This is a genomic window from Enterobacter sp. MGH120 (assembly GCF_001037725.1).
Taxonomy (GTDB): Bacteria; Pseudomonadota; Gammaproteobacteria; order Enterobacterales; family Enterobacteriaceae; genus Enterobacter; species Enterobacter hormaechei_C.
The window spans coordinates 3,897,834-3,915,863 of record NZ_KQ089940.1 but is presented as its reverse complement, the minus strand read 5'-3'; the positions used below and the strand labels follow the sequence as shown (position 1 = coordinate 3,915,863).

18 protein-coding genes are annotated in these 18,030 nt (G+C 54.4%); 7 read left to right on the top strand and 11 right to left on the bottom strand.

The genetic code is table 11. The features are described from left to right. Nucleotides 1-24 precede the first annotated feature (24 nt). Nucleotides 25-840, bottom strand: a complete 816-nt coding sequence (locus SK54_RS18305; RefSeq protein WP_048247746.1) for a nickel/cobalt efflux protein RcnA — start codon at nt 838-840, stop codon at nt 25-27. 134 nt (nt 841-974) lie between these two features. Here SK54_RS18305 and SK54_RS18300 point away from each other — a divergent pair, with 134 nt between their 5' ends. Then, nucleotides 975-1,247 carry a metal-sensing transcriptional repressor gene (locus SK54_RS18300; RefSeq protein ID WP_015571258.1) on the top strand — a complete coding sequence of 91 codons (273 nt, stop codon included), beginning with the start codon at nt 975-977 and terminating at the stop codon, nt 1,245-1,247. On the opposite strand, the gene SK54_RS18295 is transcribed toward SK54_RS18300, so the two are convergent. After that, entirely contained in the window at nt 1,240-2,808 is a 1,569-nt protein-coding gene (locus SK54_RS18295; RefSeq protein WP_048247744.1) for an EAL domain-containing protein, read from the bottom strand. The two genes, SK54_RS18300 and SK54_RS18295, sit on opposite strands and share 8 nt — an antisense overlap. A gap of 217 nt (nt 2,809-3,025) precedes the next feature. Between SK54_RS18295 and SK54_RS18290 the strand changes: the two genes are divergently transcribed. Together SK54_RS18290 and ykgO are read left to right on the top strand one after the other, a co-directional pair. After that, nucleotides 3,026-3,286, top strand: a complete 261-nt coding sequence (locus SK54_RS18290; RefSeq protein ID WP_015571255.1) for a type B 50S ribosomal protein L31 — start codon at nt 3,026-3,028, stop codon at nt 3,284-3,286. Nucleotides 3,287-3,288: 2 nt separating this feature from the next. Continuing rightward, nucleotides 3,289-3,429, top strand: a complete 141-nt coding sequence (gene ykgO / locus SK54_RS18285; protein ID WP_003859006.1) for a type B 50S ribosomal protein L36 — start codon at nt 3,289-3,291, stop codon at nt 3,427-3,429. On the opposite strand, the gene SK54_RS18280 is transcribed toward ykgO, so the two are convergent. Beyond that, nucleotides 3,426-4,136: a GNAT family N-acetyltransferase gene (locus tag SK54_RS18280; protein ID WP_048247742.1), complete on the bottom strand. Its 711-nt coding sequence runs from the start codon at nt 4,134-4,136 to the stop codon at nt 3,426-3,428. The genes ykgO and SK54_RS18280 overlap by 4 nt on opposite strands. A gap of 101 nt (nt 4,137-4,237) precedes the next feature. On the opposite strand from SK54_RS18280, the gene SK54_RS18275 reads away from it, so the two are divergent. Further along, the gene (locus tag SK54_RS18275) at nt 4,238-5,698 is read left to right on the top strand and encodes a MocR-like pyridoxine biosynthesis transcription factor PdxR (protein WP_048247740.1); all 1,461 of its coding nucleotides are present in this window, start codon (nt 4,238-4,240) and stop codon (nt 5,696-5,698) included. On the opposite strand, the gene SK54_RS18270 is transcribed toward SK54_RS18275, so the two are convergent. From SK54_RS18270 to acrA, 6 genes are all read right to left on the bottom strand, one after another. Continuing rightward, entirely contained in the window at nt 5,670-6,137 is a 468-nt protein-coding gene (locus SK54_RS18270) for a YlaC family protein (protein WP_048247738.1), read from the bottom strand. The two genes, SK54_RS18275 and SK54_RS18270, sit on opposite strands and share 29 nt — an antisense overlap. 116 nt (nt 6,138-6,253) lie before the next feature. Beyond that, entirely contained in the window at nt 6,254-6,805 is a 552-nt protein-coding gene (maa, locus tag SK54_RS18265; RefSeq protein WP_015571251.1) for a maltose O-acetyltransferase, read from the bottom strand. A 208-nt stretch (nt 6,806-7,013) separates the two neighbouring features. Next, nucleotides 7,014-7,232 carry an HHA domain-containing protein gene (locus SK54_RS18260; protein ID WP_015571250.1) on the bottom strand — a complete coding sequence of 73 codons (219 nt, stop codon included), beginning with the start codon at nt 7,230-7,232 and terminating at the stop codon, nt 7,014-7,016. 27 nt (nt 7,233-7,259) lie between these two features. Beyond that, on the bottom strand, nt 7,260-7,634 hold the full coding sequence (gene tomB, locus SK54_RS18255) for an Hha toxicity modulator TomB (protein ID WP_006809850.1): 375 nt from the start codon (nt 7,632-7,634) through the stop codon (nt 7,260-7,262). 510 nt (nt 7,635-8,144) lie between these two features. Then, entirely contained in the window at nt 8,145-11,291 is a 3,147-nt protein-coding gene (gene acrB / locus SK54_RS18250; protein WP_015571248.1) for a multidrug efflux RND transporter permease subunit AcrB, read from the bottom strand. Between the two features lie 22 nt (nt 11,292-11,313). Beyond that, the gene (gene acrA / locus SK54_RS18245; protein ID WP_017694395.1) at nt 11,314-12,507 is read right to left on the bottom strand and encodes a multidrug efflux RND transporter periplasmic adaptor subunit AcrA; all 1,194 of its coding nucleotides are present in this window, start codon (nt 12,505-12,507) and stop codon (nt 11,314-11,316) included. Nucleotides 12,508-12,648: 141 nt separating this feature from the next. On the opposite strand from acrA, the gene acrR reads away from it, so the two are divergent. Together acrR and mscK are read left to right on the top strand one after the other, a co-directional pair. Then, entirely contained in the window at nt 12,649-13,302 is a 654-nt protein-coding gene (gene acrR / locus SK54_RS18240) for a multidrug efflux transporter transcriptional repressor AcrR (protein ID WP_015571247.1), read from the top strand. A 113-nt stretch (nt 13,303-13,415) separates the two neighbouring features. After that, nucleotides 13,416-16,763 carry a mechanosensitive channel MscK gene (mscK, locus tag SK54_RS18235; protein WP_023296044.1) on the top strand — a complete coding sequence of 1,116 codons (3,348 nt, stop codon included), beginning with the start codon at nt 13,416-13,418 and terminating at the stop codon, nt 16,761-16,763. A 1-nt stretch (nt 16,764) separates the two neighbouring features. Here mscK and rsmS read toward each other — a convergent pair whose 3' ends face one another. Both rsmS and priC read right to left on the bottom strand, forming a co-directional pair. Then, entirely contained in the window at nt 16,765-16,941 is a 177-nt protein-coding gene (gene rsmS, locus SK54_RS18230) for a pleiotropic regulatory protein RsmS (RefSeq protein ID WP_017694394.1), read from the bottom strand. A 12-nt stretch (nt 16,942-16,953) separates the two neighbouring features. Further along, nucleotides 16,954-17,481 carry a primosomal replication protein N'' gene (gene priC / locus SK54_RS18225; RefSeq protein ID WP_017383213.1) on the bottom strand — a complete coding sequence of 176 codons (528 nt, stop codon included), beginning with the start codon at nt 17,479-17,481 and terminating at the stop codon, nt 16,954-16,956. A gap of 50 nt (nt 17,482-17,531) precedes the next feature. On the opposite strand from priC, the gene SK54_RS18220 reads away from it, so the two are divergent. Beyond that, entirely contained in the window at nt 17,532-17,909 is a 378-nt protein-coding gene (locus SK54_RS18220; RefSeq protein ID WP_015571246.1) for a DUF454 family protein, read from the top strand. The last annotated feature ends 121 nt before the right edge of the window (nt 17,910-18,030 follow it).

The window sequence follows — 18,030 nt, the reverse complement described above, 5'->3', positions numbered from 1 at the left end:
CGGCCACTGCCGTGGCCGCAATGCTTATCTCAGGATCCCGATTACGCCGTGAATGCTCATATAAACTCCGACTACCGCGATCAGTGCCGCTGAGATCCACGGCGCCTTGCGCGAAAAGGCGCTAAAGCCGGGCCAGCGCTTCGCCGCATGTTTCATGCTTAATGCGGCAATTGCGCCAGAGGCGACGAGAGTGAGCGCCAGCCCGATACTGAAACTGAACACCAGCGTGGCGCCGAGCGCGAAATGTTTCAGTTGCAGGCAGATCAGCAGCACCGTAATGGAGGCCGGACAGGGGATAAGCCCACCGGTCAGGCCGAATAGCGCGATTTGCCCGGTGGTGACCTCTTTACCGTTGAAGCGTCGGTTAATGTCCTGAGCGTGTGCGCGCTGGTGGGCATCCTGCCACTCCTCTTCAACCAGAGGAGACGTGTGGTCGTGATGATGCGCGTGGTCGTGATGATCATGATGGTGATGATGATCATCATGGTGGTGATGCGGCTGGCTCTCATGCCAGGTTCGCCACGCCATCCACAGGGCGATCAACACGATCAGAACCCCGGAAATCAACTGAAACCAGGGCTCAGATGTATCTGCGTCCCATCCCCGACCAAACCATAATCCTGCCATCGCAATGATCCAGACGACCGCCGTATGAGACAGCGTTGCGGACAACCCAAGCAACACTGCCTGTTTCAGCGTACCGCGGATCGCCACAATGAAAGCCGCCATCATTGTTTTTGAATGGCCTGGCTCAAGGCCATGGAGCGCGCCAAGCAGGATGGCGCTGGGGACAAACAGCCAGGCGTTACCCTGCTGTAGAAGAGAAAAAAAATCGTTCATTGAACATTCCGGGGTGGAAAACATGCCGAGAATACTACTCCCCCCCAGTAGTATAATACTACCCCCCAGTAGAAAAATACCCAGGGGGAGTAGAGCGTGATATGCTTTTTACGCCACCAAAGAGGAGCTAAGCGATGTCACACACGGTTCGTGATAAAAAGAAGTTATTGACCCGCCTGAAAAAAATTCAGGGGCAAAGCGCTGCGCTGGAAAAAATGCTTAACAGCGATCATGAATGCGCCGAGGTGTTACAGCAGCTGGCGGCGATCAGGGGTGCGGTAAACGGCATGATGATGCAAGTGATTGAGGGACATTTAACCGATCACGTGGTGAAAGAGCCAGAGGAAGCGCAGCGCGAGGCCGATCTCGGGGTCGTGATGCAGGTGATCAAATCGTACCTTAAGTAATGTGCTTCTCCAGATTGTGCCCGGCCCAGAGAATGAAATCCTCTTTAGGCAGCGCCTTGCTGAAATACCAGCCCTGGCCGTACTGCACGCCGTGGCGATGCAACCATTCGATCTGCCCTTCAGTTTCAATGCCTTCTGCGACCATCGCCAGTTTAAGCGATTTGGCCATTTCGATGATGTGGGGAGTCACGTTCTTGTACTCCAGCGCATCCACAAAGGATTTATCAATCTTCAGGGTATCGACATCCAGATCCTGCAAATAGCTCAGGCTGGAGTAACCCGTGCCAAAATCATCAATGTAGATAGCGTGTCCGGCGCGGCGAAACGCAGCGATGGCAGGCACGCTGACGGCGGGATCGGCAAAGCCGCGCTCGGTTAATTCAAGGGCGATCTGGCGCGGGTGGACGCCCCATTTGTTGAGCAACTGACTCAGCTGGCGAGGCAGCTCGGGGGACGTTAAATCCGATGGCGCAAGGTTGACAGAAATGTGCAGTTCCGGGTGATGATGCAGCCAGGCGCCTAAATCCTCAAACACCTTATTTACCACCAGCTGCGTCAGCGTTGAAATAAGCCCCGTCTGCTCAGCCAGCGGCACAAAGAGATTGGGCGACAGGTGACTGCCATCTGGCTGCGGCCAGCGCATCAGCGCTTCAGCACCCACCAGTTTTCCACTGCACAGCGCCACGATGGGCTGATAGTAAACCTCGATCTCCCGGTTGTTGATTGCGTCGATCAGGCGGTTACGCGGGGATAACAAACGGCGGAGGATGCGCAGGACAATAAGGGCAGCAGCCAGGCTTAGCAAGATGCCAGCCGGTAGCCAGATGATCAGCTGCTGGTGCCAGGATTCCGCCAGCGGTTTTAACGACGCCCACGCGATCACCGTAAACCCCAGTTCGGGTACAGGTTTCAACACGTACATCGAGCCGTTGTATTGTACGCGCGTAACGTCCTGCTGCTCCTTAACGACAGAAAGAATATACGGGTCGACAATATTGCTTCTGGCAAATATCCGATGGGTTTCACTGCCCACCAGGGCGGCATCCATCGAAATTTCACCAAACGGGACAACATCCACAAGCGAGGCAGGATCAACCATCACCAGATAATGTCCTTTCCCCAGAACGGCCATATAACGGTGAATGCCGAGGTCGTTTTGCGAGGTGAGCCACGCGCTATACCCGTCTGCGGTGATCCGCATCGGGGGCGGCAAGATCGCCGTATTACTGGATTGTTCCAGGGATGAGCAGAGCGGCTTCAGGTTATCGGTATACATCACTTCCTGAATATAGCGCCAGGAGAATGCAACCCGACGCATCTCGCGTAAATGCGGGGGAGTGCAGGGCGGGGCGCGGAATGTCTGTAGGTGCGTGAGCGCCTGTTTTGCCTGCGCAACGACTCTGTCGGTACGGATCAGAACGCGCGAGGCATAGCTGTCCAGAGCGTCCACAAATTTATCCTCTGCCTGACGATGCGCCAGCCAGATACTGAGGCACACAGGGACCAGCACAGAGAAGATCAGTATGCCTGTTACCAGGCTGACCAGATGTCGGGTTCGCATGCTGCTTTATCCTTTCCATATGCCCACCTTGGGCCTGGAGTTTGCGCGCCAGAAGAAAAAGTTTTTTATCGCTAAATGATATAGTTATAGCATGTGACAGTCTCAGGCAGGTATCTGAATCAACCTTTCAAAAACAGGCTGTGCGTCACAGGGGTTGTTTTTGCAGTAAAGCTCAGATAGTATTTTGTTATGTTATAACAATACATGAAGGCCAGAGATGAAACCGAATATCCATCCAACCTATCGCACCGTTGTGTTTCACGACACCACGGCGAATGAATACTTTAAAGTCGGCTCAACAATTAAGACAGACCGTGAAATTGAGCTGGAGGGGAAAACGTATCCCTACGTTACCCTTGATGTCTCCTCTAAATCACATCCGTTTTATACCGGGAAGCAGAAGACCTTCTCGACGGATGGCAGCGCGGCACGCTTCCGCAAGCGTTTTGGTGGCTTTCTTGATGCGAAGCGAGGCTAATCATGCAGGTGCTGAACTCATTACGCAGTGCAAAACAGCGTCACCCGGATTGCCAGATAGTCAAACGCAAGGGACGCTTATACGTGATCTGCAAATCCAACCCGCGCTTTAAGGCGGTGCAGGGACGTAAAAAAAGACGCTAAACGCGCGTCTCTCGCCAGCTTTCCAGGGAGCTTTTCTGTTTGCCATCGGCGGTAAAATTGTCGGTGGCAAGCCAGCTTTCAAACGCGCTCGCCAGCGCTGGCCACTCTTTGTCGAGAATTGAAAACCAGTCGGTGTCCCGGTTTCGGCCTTTAATGACCAGCGCCTGGCGAAAACGCCCTTCAAACTGAAAGCCCAGACGCAGAGCCGCTTTGCGGGAGGGTTCGTTCAGGCTGTTGCACTTCCATTCATAACGCCGGTAGCCCAGGGTATCGAACACGTACCGCATCAGCAGATACTGCGCTTCTGTCGACATGGGCGTGCGACTTAACAGTGACGAGAAGTGAACATGTCCCACTTCCACAACGCCGTTTTTAGGATCGATCCGCATCAGGGACAGCGTCCCGACAGGAGACTGGGTCTGGTTATCGATAACGGTAAAGTGGATGGGATCGGCTAATTCGCTCACGCTCGCCACCCATTTGGCAAACTCCTCTGCGGTGGTATCGGGTTCACGCAGCAGCCACGTCCAGCTTCGGGTATCTCCGGCCAGGGAATACGCAGAGAACAACGCCGGGGCATGCTCCACGCGCAGCGGCTCAAGCCGACAATAGCGACCCTGAAGTATCACCCGGGACGGGTGCGGGCGAGGCTGCCAGTCGATGAGGCTTTCGCCTACAGGTTGTCCAAACTCATTGAATGTATTCATCTTTATTCCCGTCACATTGAAAAGATCTCCAGATTAATGAATTGCTGGTTCCTTAAAAAGAACCACCAGGCTATGTTTTTCTGGTACCACGAGGAGGAAAGATGAATATACCGGGTGATGAGCTTTACACCTTGCTCCATGCTGCGCTGAAAAAACGTGGGGAAGAGACGCTCCAGCGTGCGCTCTATCTTGCTTTGCGGGAGGCCATACTGTGCGGAAGGCTTCGATCCGGCAGCCATTTGCCCGGCTCACGAACGCTGGCGCAGCAGATCTCTGTGTCCCGAAATACCGTCAACGCGGCGCTGGACCAGCTCACGCTCGAAGGTTATTTGCTGCGTAGCCGCCAGGGCACGCGGGTGGGGCAATTCGCTCCTCGGACGATTGCCCGGACATTACCGGACCCGGACGTCAGGCTGACAAAACGTGTCGCCCTGCTGCCCGCGCCTGTGCCGCGCGACACTCCGGTGATGGCGTTTACGCCGGGAACGCCTGCCATCAACTATTTCCCCTTGCCGCTGTGGCGGCGGTTGTACGATCGCGTCCTGCGCGAGAAGGGAAGCGCCCTGTTAGGGTATGGCGACCCGGCCGGCGAGCCGACGCTGCGGGCCGCCATTGCCCGCCATCTTGCGCTCTCCCGCGGCATTGACTGCGATGCCAGCCAGATAGTGATAACCGAAGGGGCGCTGGAGGGCGTCAATCTCTGCACGATGCTGTTAAGCGAGCCGGGGGATGTCGCCTGGGTGGAAAATCCCGGCTATAGCGGCGCCAAAAGCGCTTTTGTCAAAACCGGCCTGGCGATGACAGGCATACCGGTGGATGACGAGGGGATGTGCTGGGAAGGGCTGTCTGCGCCTTCACCCACGCTGATTTTTACCTCGCCATCGCATCAGTTCCCTTGCGGAAGCGTGCTCAGCGCGCGGCGGCGTCTGGCGCTGCTGGAACTGGCCCGGCAGCACAGCGCGTGGATCATTGAGGATGATTACGACAGCGAATTTCGTTATACCGGTGAGCCCGTCCCGGCGATGCTGGGAATGGTCAACAATGCTCCCGTTGTGTATCTGGGGACGTTCAGCAAAACGCTGTTTCCATCGCTCCGGATGGGGTTCATGGTGTTACCGCCAGCGCTGGCGAAGGCGGCGCGTCCGGCCATCGGCTCGCTGCTGCGCGGCGGGCATCGCGCTGAACAGCGCACCCTGGCGCTGTTTATTGAGGAAGGCCACTATGCACGACATCTTGCCGCCATGCGCCGCCTTTATCGTAAGCGTTACCGCCAGCTGCGGGAGGTGCTGAGCGCAGAGCTTCATACGCCGCACCGTGTTCTTGCCGGGGAAGGGGGAATGCATCTGACGCTGGCAATTGACGGTATCGACGACCAGCGGCTGGTAGAGCAGGCGAGAGCGTTTCAGCTGGCACCCGCTGCGCTGAGCGGGTATTACCTTGAGACGAAGCAGGGGCAAACCGGTCTGGTTTTAGGTTACGGTAATACCTCTGCTTCGCAGTTTGCGCCGGGTATCCGACGTCTTCAGGCGCTCATTACACAGCAGTGGGGCGGGAAAGGGTAAAGACATCATAAAAAGAGAGCTGGCCCTTAGTGATGACCATTTTCTGCAACTTCTCTTTTTGCCCGGCTTCGACGGCCGGCGAGTGCAGGATATTGTCGATCAGCTCCTTCGGCACGTAGCGCGTGTTGTACCACTCCCCGTTGTAGCACACGCGGAAATCGAGTACGTCGATATCTTCATACCGGTAACGCGGATTGACGTCGAAAAAGAAAAATGCGTTAAACACCACGAACAGCACAACCAGTAGCCAGACGGAATCGACCAGTGTTTCAGACTTCAGCATGACGATAAGCGTTGCCAGCCAGGCGGCGTACATGGCGACGAACAATCCGGGGTGTTTGCGAATAAAGCTGATGCTAAAGCGCGGGCGATTGTCGCGCTTTTCGCGGGTATTGAGATCGTCGATGGTGGCGGTAAGCAGGCGCTGTATCTCTGTCATTTTTTGCCTTTATGATTGTTAAAAATACAGGTGATCTGCCTATTTTATGAGAGGGGTTTATGCGATGAAAGTAACAGTTATGCCAGGAAAAAGCATAACAGTTACTCAGGATGCACTTAGATCATTTTAATGATTTTCGCCGGATTCCCGCCCACTACCGCATTGGCCGGCACGTCTTTGGTCACTACCGCGCCGGAAGCGATAACCGCATTATCGCCAATGGTGACGCCCGGGTTAATGACCGCACGTCCGCCGATCCAGACATTATCACCAATGGTGACCGGTTTACCGTACTCCAGCCCGCTGTTACGTTCGGTCGCATCCAGAGGATGCGTGGCCGTATAAATGTGCACTCCCGGCGCAAGCATACAGTTATCGCCAATGCGGACAGGGCAGACGTCCAGCATGACGCAATCGAAGTTAGCGTAAAAATTGTTGCCCAGATAGATGTTGTACCCGTAGTCGCAGCGGAAGCTTGGCTCTATATAGGCACCTTCGCTTTGACCCAGCAGGTCAGCTAATAAGGCGCGACGTTCGGCCTTCTCATCGGGTGCGGTATGGTTATAGCGGTGAACAAGATGACGCGCGCGTAAACGGTCAGCCCTCAGCGTGTCATCGCCAGGGCGGTAATATTCACCTGCAATCATCTTCTGTTTTTCTTCACTCATGGGAACCTCTCTGGAATCGTTTTACGCAGCGTAAAGAGGATTAACCAGAAAGGGAACGTTCCCTAAAAGTGGCTGTGACGGGAGTCACAACATTCTTGCGCATAAATACGTTTTATACGGGAACCTGGCGTTTGCATTTGAAGCGTAATTCGAAAGGTAAATTCAGCTTAACAACGGGCGTAATGCCTTTACAGTCTCTCTTCAACGATTAACGAACAAATTTCCACACCGAAGAGGGGATCTTGTCATACAGTTTATTCATGGTCAGCTCAGCAAGACGATGGTCGGCAGCTGAATAAAATACCGCCAGTTCATTATCAGACAGCTCGTATTTATTTTTCTCAATAACTCGTTCAAGGGTGTCAATTGACTGGCAGCGTCGCAGGCGCATCAAATAATCGACTTTTGTTAATGGTTTATCAGACATAAATTCACCTTAGTAATTGTAATAATTTTAACAGGAAAGACTAACCGGATTAGCTCTGCTGACATTAGTGAAGCAGCGAAATAGACGGTTTCCTGATTTACGCCATTTCTGCAAATCCTGTGCGTTAATGCCGTAGCTGCTGAACAACATAAAGGTGTCGTCCAGGTATTCATCAATTTGCTCTATCAACTTATTATCTTCATTGTACTTAATTTTATAATTAAGTGCGAAGGTGGCGATATGCTCGATCAGCTCGTTGAGCTGTAAATTGATAGCAGACGTTGGATCGTTCACCCAGCCATGGTTACTTTCTTCAAGATTGGCAAGGCAGTCATGGTACAAGGATTCGCAGAGAAATTTCAACTGCGCGATATCATGCCTTTTTGGCGAGTACTCGTCCATAGCGCATCCCCTTCTGAGTGATTTTTTACTCACCGAACATCATGTCGGGATGGATACAACTTGCTTAGCCACACGGGAGCTGTGTTCCTGATAACTCTAACTATAAGCCACTCTGATCAAGATTTCACCGCGCTATTACGAAAAATTACAATTAAATCGTTACTGTTCGAGCCTTTACGCAAATCTACCTTTTGCAGCGAACGCGTTAATCAATAAAAAAGACGATTTTTATCGGTTCCTTAGAATTCATTGAGTTAGCGCAAAGTTTCATGTGAAGTCCGAAACCAGATATCTTCAGATATTTTCCATTGCTTAGGAATAGTCCGAATAATTTACGTCACGAAATGATAATAAAAGAATGCTGAGTTCCTGGTGTAAGTTATCGGCCTATTATGATAGGCCTTATTAAAAAGGAGGAAAATAAATAGAAAGGCAATAGGTCTATTTTATGATTTTTTCTGAAAAAGAAAAAGGCCGCAAATGCGGCCTTTTTATCATGTGAAACCGGTATCAGTGATGTTCTACCGAATGATTGTGCTCAACGTCTTCATTCTTACGGCTGAAGCGGCGGCGAACCACCACGAAGAACACCGGTACGAAGAAGATCGCAAGAACGGTCGCGGTTACCATCCCACCCATTACGCCGGTACCTACTGCGTTCTGTGCGCCGGAGCCCGCGCCGGAGCTGATAACCAGCGGCATAACGCCGAGGATAAACGCCAGGGACGTCATCAGGATTGGACGCAAACGCATACGAACGGCTTCCAGCGTTGCTTCAATCAGGCCTTTTCCTTCTTTCTCCATCAGATCTTTGGCGAATTCGACGATTAGTATCGCGTTCTTCGCCGACAAGCCAATGGTTGTCAGCAGGCCCACCTGGAAGTAAACGTCGTTGGTCAGCCCACGGAACGTTGCGGCAAGCAGCGCACCGATAACCCCCAGCGGAACCACCAGCATAACGGAGAATGGAATCGACCAGCTCTCATACAATGCCGCCAGACACAGGAACACCACAATCAGTGAAATGGCGTACAGGGCAGGGGCCTGATTACCGGACAGACGTTCCTGATAGGACATACCGGTCCAGTCGTAGCCGACACCCGCAGGCAGTTTGCTGGCCAGTTCTTCCATCAGGTTCATGGCTTCACCGGTGCTTCGGCCCGGGGCTGCCTGACCGAGGATTTCCATCGATGGCAAGCCGTTATAACGCTCCAGACGCGGTGAACCGTATTCCCAGCGCGAGGTTGAGAAGGCGGAGAACGGCACCATCTGGCCATCGCTGCCGCGAACATACCAGTTGTTGATATCGTTCGGCAGCATACGGTATTGCGCTTCGGACATCACGTAGACTTTCTTCACGCGACCACGGTCGATGAAGTCGTTGACGTAGCTGCCACCCCAGGCTGCACCCAGCGTGGTATTAATGTCGCTGATGGAAACACCCAGCGCCTGCGCTTTTTCCTGGTCGATATCGATCTTGTACTGCGGCGTATCTTCCAGACCGTTAGGGCGAACGCCCACCAGCAGGTCAGGGTGTTTTGCCACCTCGCCAAACAGCTGGTTACGCGCCTGAGTCAGTTTTTCGTGGCCCAGACCGCCCTGGTCAATCAGCTGGAAGTCGAAGCCGGTCGCCGTACCCAGTTCAACAATCGCTGGCAGGTTAAAGGCGAAGACCATCGCATCTTTAATCTGTGAGAAGGTGCCCATCGCGCGGCCGGTAATGGCTTCTACCTTGTTCTCTGCGCCCGGACGTTCAGACCAGTCTTTTAGAGAAACGAAGGCGATACCGGTGTTCTGACCACGACCCGCGAAGCCAAAGCCGTTAACCGCAAACACGGATTCGACGTTGTCTTTCTCTTTGGTCAGGAAGTAGTCGGTCATCTCATCCAGCACCTTTTGCGTACGCTCTTGCGTCGCACCGGCCGGAAGCTGCGCCATACTCAGGAACACGCCCTGGTCTTCATCTGGCAGGAACGAGCTTGGCAGACGAACGAACAGGAAAGCCATCCCCACCACGATGATGATATAGAGCAGCAGGTAACGACCGGTGCTGCGCAGGATGTTACCCACGCTGTCGGTGTAGTGGTGCGTACTCTTATCAAACATGCGGTTGAACCAGCCGAAGAAGCCCTTATGCTCGCCGTGACCGCCTTTCTGAATCGGCTTCAGCATCGTCGCGCACAGGGCTGGCGTCAGGATCAGTGCAACCAGTACCGACAGCGCCATCGCCGAAACAATGGTGATGGAGAACTGACGGTAAATCGCACCGGTAGAGCCGCCAAAGAAGGCCATCGGGATAAATACCGCAGACAGTACCATCGCGATACCGACCAGCGCGCCCTGGATCTGGCCCATTGATTTACGGGTTGCTTCCTTCGGCGGCAGGCCTTCTTCCGCCATGACACGCTCGACGTTTTCGACCACCACGATGGCGTCATCCACCAGCAGGCCGATGGCGAGCACCATCCCGAACATCGTCAGGGTGTTTATCGAGTAGCCAAATATCGCCAGCACCGCGAAGGTCCCGAGCAGTACAACCGGCACGGCGATGGTTGGGATCAGCGTTGCGCGGAAGTTTTGCAGGAACAAGTACATCACCAGGAAGACGAGAATGATCGCCTCAACCAGGGTTTTCACCACTTCGTGAATCGAAATTTTAACGAATGGCGTGGTGTCATACGGATAAACGATTTTCAGACCTGACGGGAAGAACGGTTCCATCTTCTTCAGTTCTGCACGGATAGCCGTCGCGGTGTCCAGGGCGTTCGCGCCCGTCGCCAGTTTGATACCCAGACCGGAAGCCGGTTTACCGTTGAACTTCGCAATGATGTCGTAGTTCTCACCGCCCAGCTCAACCTTCGCCACGTCACGCAGGCGAACCTGCGAACCGTCCTGATTCACCTTCAGCAGAATTTTGCTGAACTCATCGGCGGAGGTCAGACGCGTTTGCGCGATGATCGACGCGTTAAGCTGCTGGCCTTTCACCGGCGGTGTACCACCCAACTGACCGGCGGCAACCTGGGCGTTCTGCGCTTTAATTGCGCTGATCACGTCAACCGGCGTCAGCTGGAAGTTGTTCAGTTTATTCGGATCCATCCAGATACGCATCGCGTACTGGGAACCGAACAGCTGAACGTCACCCACACCAGACGTACGGCTGATGGCGTCCTTCATGTTGGCGCCCACGTAGTCGGAAATATCCTCCTGCGTCATGGTGCCGTTGGTGTTGATCACGCCGACAACCATCAGGAAGCTACTGGACGATTTCTCGACGCTCACGCCCTGCTGTTGTACTTCCTGCGGCAGCAGAGGCATCGCCAGCTGCAATTTGTTCTGCACCTGAACCTGTGCAATGTCCGCATCCGTACCGGATTCAAAGGTAAGGGTGATCTGAACCGTACCGGTTGAGTCACTGTTTGAGGACATGTACATCAGGTTATCGATACCGTTCATGTTCTGTTCGATAACCTGCGTAACGGTATCCTGCACTGTTTTGGCATCAGCGCCCGGATAGGTTGCGGAGATCGTCACTGCCGGCGGCGCAATCGTTGGATATTGCGCGACAGGCAGCTTCAGGATCGCAAGTCCCCCGGCCAGCATGATGATTATGGCGATCACCCACGCAAATATGGGGCGATCGATAAAGAAATTAGGCATGTCTTAACGGCTCCTGTTTAAGTTAAGACTTGGTTTGTTCTGACTGGCCAGCGGCCGACGCTTGTTGTTTGTCGTCAGATTTCACTTCCTGAGCTTTGACCTGCGCACCAGGACGAACTTTTTGCAAACCAGTAATAATTACGCGATCGCCATCTTTCAGACCTTCCGTTACCAGCCACTTATCGCCAATCGCCTGCGTTGCAGTGATATTGCGTGTTTCGACTTTGTTATCGGCACCCACAACCAGTGCGCTCGCATCACCGCGTGGCGTACGGGTCACACCTTGCTGAGGAACCAGAATGGCGCTTGGGTTAGTCCCTTCCTCAAGACGGGCGCGTACGAACATACCGGGCAGCAGGGTTTTATCCGGATTGGGGAAAATGGCCCGGATGGTGATAGAGCCGGTGGTCTGATCGACGGTCACATCAGAAAATTCCAGTGTGCCAGTCTGTGAGAACTTGATACCGTCGTTGGTAACCAGTTCCACTTTGGCTTTACCGTTTTCCTGTTTCAGGGTGCCGTTAGCCAGCTCCTGTTTGAGACGCAGGAAATCATTGCTGGACTGGGTGACGTCAACGTAGATCGGGTCGAGCTGCTGCACGGTGGCCAGCGCGTTGGTTTGACCGTTCTGCACCAGCGCACCTTCGGTGACGGCTGATTTACCAATGCGACCGCTGATAGGGGAGGTCACTTTGGTGTAGGCCAGGTTAATACGCGCGGTTTCTACCGCCGCTTTCGCCGCCACAACGGCTGCGTTGGCTTGCTGTGCATCGGCCAGGGCAGAATCGTAATCCTGTTGGCTGATGTACTGCGTGCCGAGCAGTTTCTTGTAACGATTCAACGTCAGCTGCGAGATTTTGGCTGCCGCTTCGGCTTTGGCCAGATCGCCCTTAGCGCTCTCATAAGACGCCTGATAGGTTGCTGGATCAATCTGATACAGAGACTCGCCTGCCTTGACATCACCGCCTTCGGTGAAGTTACGTTTCAGGATGATACCGCTCACCTGCGGACGCACTTCCGCAATGCGGTAGGCGCTGGTGCGGCCCGGTAGTTCTGTTGTCATCTGGAGAGGTTCGGATTTGAGCGTCACGACGCCAACTTCTGGCACCTGCTGAGCTCCTTGTTGAGCCTGTTTGTCGTCACATCCTGTAAGCGCTAAGCTGCCTGAGAGCATCAGAACGACCGCCAGAGGCGTTAACCCTCTGTTTTTGTTCATATGTAAACCTCGAGTGTCCGATTTCAAATTGATCAAGGGTCCTGAGTCTAAAAACCCATTGCTGCGTTTATATTATCGTCATGCTATGGTACATACATTCATAAATGTATGTAAATCTGACTCCTGTAAATTCATCAACGTATGGCACGAAAAACCAAACAACAAGCGCTGGAAACCCGACAACACATTCTGGATGTGGCAATGCGTTTGTTCTCACAGCAGGGTGTTTCGGCAACCTCGCTGGCACAGATTGCTCAGGCCGCGGGCGTCACGCGGGGAGCGATTTACTGGCATTTCAAAGACAAGTCCGATCTGTTTGGTGAAATCTGGGAGCTTTCAGAGTCCAGCATTAGCGATCTTGAGAGTGAGTATCGGGCAAAATTCCCTCACGATCCACTCTCAGTGTTAAGAGAAATTCTAGTATATATCCTTGAAGCGACGGTTGTTGAAGAGCGTCGTCGTCTGATGATGGAAATCATCTTCCATAAATGTGAGTTCGTTGGTGAAATGGCGGTGGTTCAACAGGCGCAGCGCGACCTGTGTCTGGAAAGCTACGATCGCATCGAACAGGTCCTCACGGAGTGCATGCAGGCCAAAATGCTTCCTGCCACATTACTCACCCGCCGGGCGGCGATCCTGATGCGCAGCTATATTTCCGGCCTGATGGAAAACTGGCTTTTTGCTCCGGAGTCGTTCGATCTCAGATCAGAGGCGCGCAGCTACGTCGAAATTTTTCTTGAGATGTGCCAGCTCTGTCCGACCCTTCAAAGTAAACTTAGCCCGCGCTCTGCCTGATCGGGCATGGGAAAAATCGTAGACCCTTTCCGTCGTACTATTCTGCTTCAGCCGGGCGTGATATCCTTCATGCCCGACTATTTCCGGTCATTTCTCACATCACATTCACAACTATGCTGCACATCAATCGCTCGCAACATCCTGTTCTGGCCCTGTTTTTGATCCTGCTGTTTTACTTTGCAGCCGCGCCGCTTTCATGGGCCCGTGCAGACAACGGCAGTGACATTCCCACGCGTGCTGATGTTCAGTCGCAACTCGACACCCTGAATAAGCAAAAAGATCTCTCCGCCCAGGAAAAACTCGTTCAGCAGGATCTGACGGAAACCCTGGAAACGCTGGACAAGATCGATCGCATCAAAGCCGAAACGGCCCAGCTACGGCAGAAGGTCGCTCAGGCGCCGGAGAACATGCGTAAGGCAACGGAGGCGCTGAGTGCGCTCAGCGACGTCGATAACGACGATGAAACCCGAAAAACGCTTGCCACGCTGTCGTTGCGCCAGCTTGAGTCGCGCGTGGCGCAGCTGCTGGACGATCTGCAAACGGCGCAGTCCGATCTCTCAACCTACAACAGCCAGCTGGTTTCGCTGCAAACCCAGCCTGAGCGCGTGCAGAACGCCATGTACTCGGCGTCGCAACAGCTACAGCAGATACGTAACCGTCTGAATGGCATCACCGTGGGGGAAGGGGCGCTTCGTCCCACCCAGCAAACGCTGCTGAACATCCAGCAGACGCTGCTAAACGCGGAGATTGAACAGCAGCGTAAGAGCCTGGAAGGCAACACGGTGCTACAGGATGCGCTGCAAAAACAGCGTGACTACGTGACCGCGAATATCAACCGGCTTGAGCATCAGCTTCAGCTGTTGCAGGAAGCGGTGAACAGCAAGCGCCTGACGCTGACTGAAAAAACGGCGCAAGAAGCGGTTTCGCCAGACGAGACGGCCCGTATTCAGGCCAACCCGCTGGTGAAGCAGGAGCTGGAGATTAACCACCAACTGAGCGAGCGTCTGATTCAGGCGACTGAAAGCGGCAGCGCGCTGGTGCAGCAGAATATTAAGGTCAAAAACTGGCTGGATCGCGCTTTGCAGGCCGAGCGCAACGTCAAGGAGCAGATTGCCGTCCTGAAGGGCAGCCTGCTGCTGTCGCGCATTCTCTACCAGCAACAGCAGACGCTGCCGTCCGCCGACGAGCTGGAAGACATGACCAACCGCATTGCGGATTTGCGTCTTGAACAGTTTGACGTTAACCAGCAGCGCGATGCGCTATTCCAGAGCGATACCTTCGTTGCCAAAGTGGAAGAGGGCCATTCAGGTGAAGTGAACGCTGAAGTTCACGACGCGCTGTTGCAGGTGGTGGACATGCGCCGCGAATTGCTCGATCAGCTTAACAAGCAGCTGGGCAACCAGCTGATGATGGCGATTAACCTGCAAATCAACCAGCAGCAGCTGGTGAGCGTTTCTAAAAGCCTCCAGGAGATCCTGACCCAGCAGATTTTCTGGGTGAACAGCAATAAACCCATGGACTGGGACTGGTTTAAATCTTTCCCGGAAACGCTGAAATCCCAGATCAAAAGCATGAAAATTACCGTGAACTGGGAGAAAGCCTGGCCTGCGGTGATGATCGCCTTCCTGACGGGGCTGCCTTTGCTGCTCATCGCTGGCGTCATACGCTGGCGTTTGAAATGGCTGAAACAATACCAGGCGAAGCTGGCCTCTGAAGTGGGGCAACTGCGTAACGACAGCCAACTGCACACCCCGAAAGCGATCCTGATCGATCTGATCCGTGCTCTGCCGGTCTGCCTGTTGATACTCGCCGTGGGCCTGATCCTGCTGACCATGCAGCTGAATATCAGCGATCTGCTGTGGGCGTTCAGCAAGAAGCTGGCGCTGTTCTGGCTGGTGTTTGGTCTGTGCTGGAAAGTGCTGGAAAAAGATGGCGTCGCCGTCCGCCACTTCAACATGCCGGAAAAACTCACCAGCCACTGGCGTCGCCAGATTGTGCGCATCAGCCTCGCGCTGCTGCCGCTGCACTTCTGGTCAGTTGTGGCGGAGCTTTCCCCGCTGCACCTGATGGATGACGTGCTGGGGCAACTGGTGATTATGCTGAACCTGCTGCTGATTGCCGTTCTGATGTGGCCAATGTGCCGCGACAGCTGGCGGGATAAAGAGTCCCACAATCTTCGTCTGGCTACCGTAACGGTACTGGCGATCATTCCTCTGGCGCTGATGGTGCTGACGGCGACGGGTTACTTCTATACCACGCTGCGTCTGTCCGGCCGCTGGATCGAAACGGTTTATCTGGTGATTGTATGGAACCTGCTGTTCCAGACCGTGCTGCGTGGTTTGAGCGTGGCGGCGCGCCGCATTGCGTATCGTCGTGCTGTTGCCCGTCGGCAGCATCAGGTGAAAGAGGGGGCTGAAGGGGCAGAGCCGCAGGAAGAGCCGACCATTGCTCTGGAGCAGGTTAACCAGCAAACGATGCGTATTACCATGCTGGTGATGATCGCCCTGTTTGCGGTGATGTTCTGGGCCATCTGGTCTGATTTAATTACCGTCTTCGCCTACCTCGACAGTATCACGCTCTGGCAATACAACGGTACCGAAGCGGGCGCTGCGGTAATGAAAAGCGTCACCATGGGCAGCCTGCTCTTTGCGCTGGTGTCGTCAGTGGTTGCCTGGGCGTTGATCCGCAACCTGCCGGGTCTGCTGGAAGTGCTGGTGCTCTCAAGGCTGAACCTGCGTCAGGGGGCGTCGTACGCCATTACCACCATCCTGAACTACGTCATTATTATTGTCGGGGCGATGACGGTATTCGGCTCACTGGGCGTCTCGTGGGATAAACTCCAGTGGCTGGCGGCGGCGTTGTCGGTGGGTCTGGGCTTCGGCTTGCAGGAGATCTTCGGTAACTTTGTCTCTGGCCTGATTATCCTGTTCGAACGTCCGGTGCGTATCGGCGATACCGTCACCATCGGCACTTTCTCCGGGACCGTCAGCAAGATCCGCATTCGTGCGACCACCATTACCGACTTCGATCGTAAAGAGGTGATCATCCCGAACAAAGCGTTTGTGACCGAGCGTCTGATCAACTGGTCGCTCTCGGATACCACCACTCGCGTGGTGATCCGACTCGGGGTGGCCTATGGCTCGGATCTGGACAAGGTGAAAGAGGTACTGCTGAAGGCGGCAGCCGACCATCCAAAAGTGATGCACGATCCTGCGCCAGCGGTATTCTTCACCACCTTCGGGCCGAGCACTTTGGATCATGAGCTGCGCCTGTACGTACGCGAACTGCGCGATCGCAGCTACACCGTCGATGAGCTGAACCGCACCATTGACCGTCTGTGTCGTGAAAACGATATTAATATCGCCTTTAACCAGCTTGAGGTTCATCTGCGCAACGAGAAAGGCGATGAGCATACGGAAGTGAAGCGCGAGATTAAGGGGGACGACCCTACTCCCGCCTAATCTATTTCCCTCTCCCCTCTGGGGAGAGGGTAGGGTGAGGGGGAAGTTTCCCCTCAAAATCTCGTCGCACAATCTCCAGCGCTTTCAGCACCGTCTCCGCCGGGATCTCGTGATTCTCCAGCAGCATAATTAAATCGACGGCCAGCTTGACCTCGTCGGGGGCATTTTCCAGTGACATCAGTGGCTCCTGTTAACGGGTCAGGCGTTCAATGACGCGTTCAATCTCATCCAGCGCCTGACGGCAGCGGACGATGCGGCCTTCCAGCGCGCTGATTTCACGCATTAATAACTGCTGCTCTTCCAGCGTTTCGCTGGTGTTCAGGCGGGCTTCGCGCTCGCGCTTCATCTCAAACAGACGGCGCTCAAACTCCTGGTTCTCCAGCCGCTTGCGCTGCCATTTACCGAGCCCCGGCGAGGCGCTGTCCCACGCCCGTAACGGCCAGGCGGCGATTTCCCGGTGCAGGGCGGTGATCTGCTCGGTAAGATGCTCCGCAAGCCACGCGACCTGTTCCTGCTGTTCACTCTCAACCGCGTGACGAAGCTCGTCGAGGTTGGTCTGCGCTTCAGCAAGATAATCCTCAATGACGGTGCTGCGGGTGCGGAAGAGCTGTCGGTCAAAGCGCGGTTTCAGCGTGGCGTGGCCCATCAACGGCGTGGCCTGCGCCCGCAGCGCGATCAGCTGATTTTGCAGCCTCTCAAGAAGCAGTGCTGTTTTCAAGGCGCTCTCCAGTGGTAAAGTAGCCGTTCAGTTTGATAACGATTCGCATTATGCAGCGTACTATTTTAATCATCATTGGCTGGCTCGCGGTAGTGCTGGGCACGCTGGGTGTGGTTTTACCCTTGCTGCCGACCACCCCGTTTATCCTGTTGGCCGCCTGGTGCTTCGCCCGCTCGTCGCCGCGTTTTCACCACTGGCTTCTGTACCGCTCGTGGTTTGGCGGCTACCTGCGGCACTGGCAAAAACACCGGGCCATGCCGCCCGGGGCTAAGCCGCGCGCCATTGCCTTCATCCTGATCACCTTCGCCGTCTCGTTATGGCTGGTGAAAATGATGTGGGTGCGCATTCTGCTGCTGGCGATCCTGGTTTGCCTGCTGATCTTTATGTGGCGGATCCCCGTGGTTGATGAAAAGCAACAAAAGCACTGAAGCCTCATCATGGCGGTTGCAATTATGGCGCACAGCCAGTAAATTCGACCGTTTTCGAGCACAGGTGCGCCTGGTCAAAGGTTAAACAACTGTTACTTTGACCGACTCGTCGCGCGCCGTG

What these genes read in the sequence shown, in the direction of transcription:
- mscK (WP_023296044.1), top strand. Translation starts at nt 13,416, where the DNA reads ATGCTGCACATCAATCGCTCGCAACATCCTGTTCTGGCCCTGTTTTTG.
- maa (WP_015571251.1), bottom strand. Translation starts at nt 6,805, where the DNA reads ATGAGTGAAGAAAAACAGAAGATGATTGCAGGTGAATATTACCGCCCT.
- acrR (WP_015571247.1), top strand. Translation starts at nt 12,649, where the DNA reads ATGGCACGAAAAACCAAACAACAAGCGCTGGAAACCCGACAACACATT.
- tomB (WP_006809850.1), bottom strand. Translation starts at nt 7,634, where the DNA reads ATGGACGAGTACTCGCCAAAAAGGCATGATATCGCGCAGTTGAAATTT.
- acrB (WP_015571248.1), bottom strand. Translation starts at nt 11,291, where the DNA reads ATGCCTAATTTCTTTATCGATCGCCCCATATTTGCGTGGGTGATCGCC.
- acrA (WP_017694395.1), bottom strand. Translation starts at nt 12,507, where the DNA reads ATGAACAAAAACAGAGGGTTAACGCCTCTGGCGGTCGTTCTGATGCTC.
- SK54_RS18305 (WP_048247746.1), bottom strand. Translation starts at nt 840, where the DNA reads ATGAACGATTTTTTTTCTCTTCTACAGCAGGGTAACGCCTGGCTGTTT.
- SK54_RS18280 (WP_048247742.1), bottom strand. Translation starts at nt 4,136, where the DNA reads ATGAATACATTCAATGAGTTTGGACAACCTGTAGGCGAAAGCCTCATC.
- SK54_RS18260 (WP_015571250.1), bottom strand. Translation starts at nt 7,232, where the DNA reads ATGTCTGATAAACCATTAACAAAAGTCGATTATTTGATGCGCCTGCGA.
- SK54_RS18295 (WP_048247744.1), bottom strand. Translation starts at nt 2,808, where the DNA reads ATGCGAACCCGACATCTGGTCAGCCTGGTAACAGGCATACTGATCTTC.
- SK54_RS18220 (WP_015571246.1), top strand. Translation starts at nt 17,532, where the DNA reads ATGCAGCGTACTATTTTAATCATCATTGGCTGGCTCGCGGTAGTGCTG.
- ykgO (WP_003859006.1), top strand. Translation starts at nt 3,289, where the DNA reads ATGCAGGTGCTGAACTCATTACGCAGTGCAAAACAGCGTCACCCGGAT.
- SK54_RS18275 (WP_048247740.1), top strand. Translation starts at nt 4,238, where the DNA reads ATGAATATACCGGGTGATGAGCTTTACACCTTGCTCCATGCTGCGCTG.
- SK54_RS18300 (WP_015571258.1), top strand. Translation starts at nt 975, where the DNA reads ATGTCACACACGGTTCGTGATAAAAAGAAGTTATTGACCCGCCTGAAA.
- SK54_RS18270 (WP_048247738.1), bottom strand. Translation starts at nt 6,137, where the DNA reads ATGACAGAGATACAGCGCCTGCTTACCGCCACCATCGACGATCTCAAT.
- SK54_RS18290 (WP_015571255.1), top strand. Translation starts at nt 3,026, where the DNA reads ATGAAACCGAATATCCATCCAACCTATCGCACCGTTGTGTTTCACGAC.
- rsmS (WP_017694394.1), bottom strand. Translation starts at nt 16,941, where the DNA reads ATGTCACTGGAAAATGCCCCCGACGAGGTCAAGCTGGCCGTCGATTTA.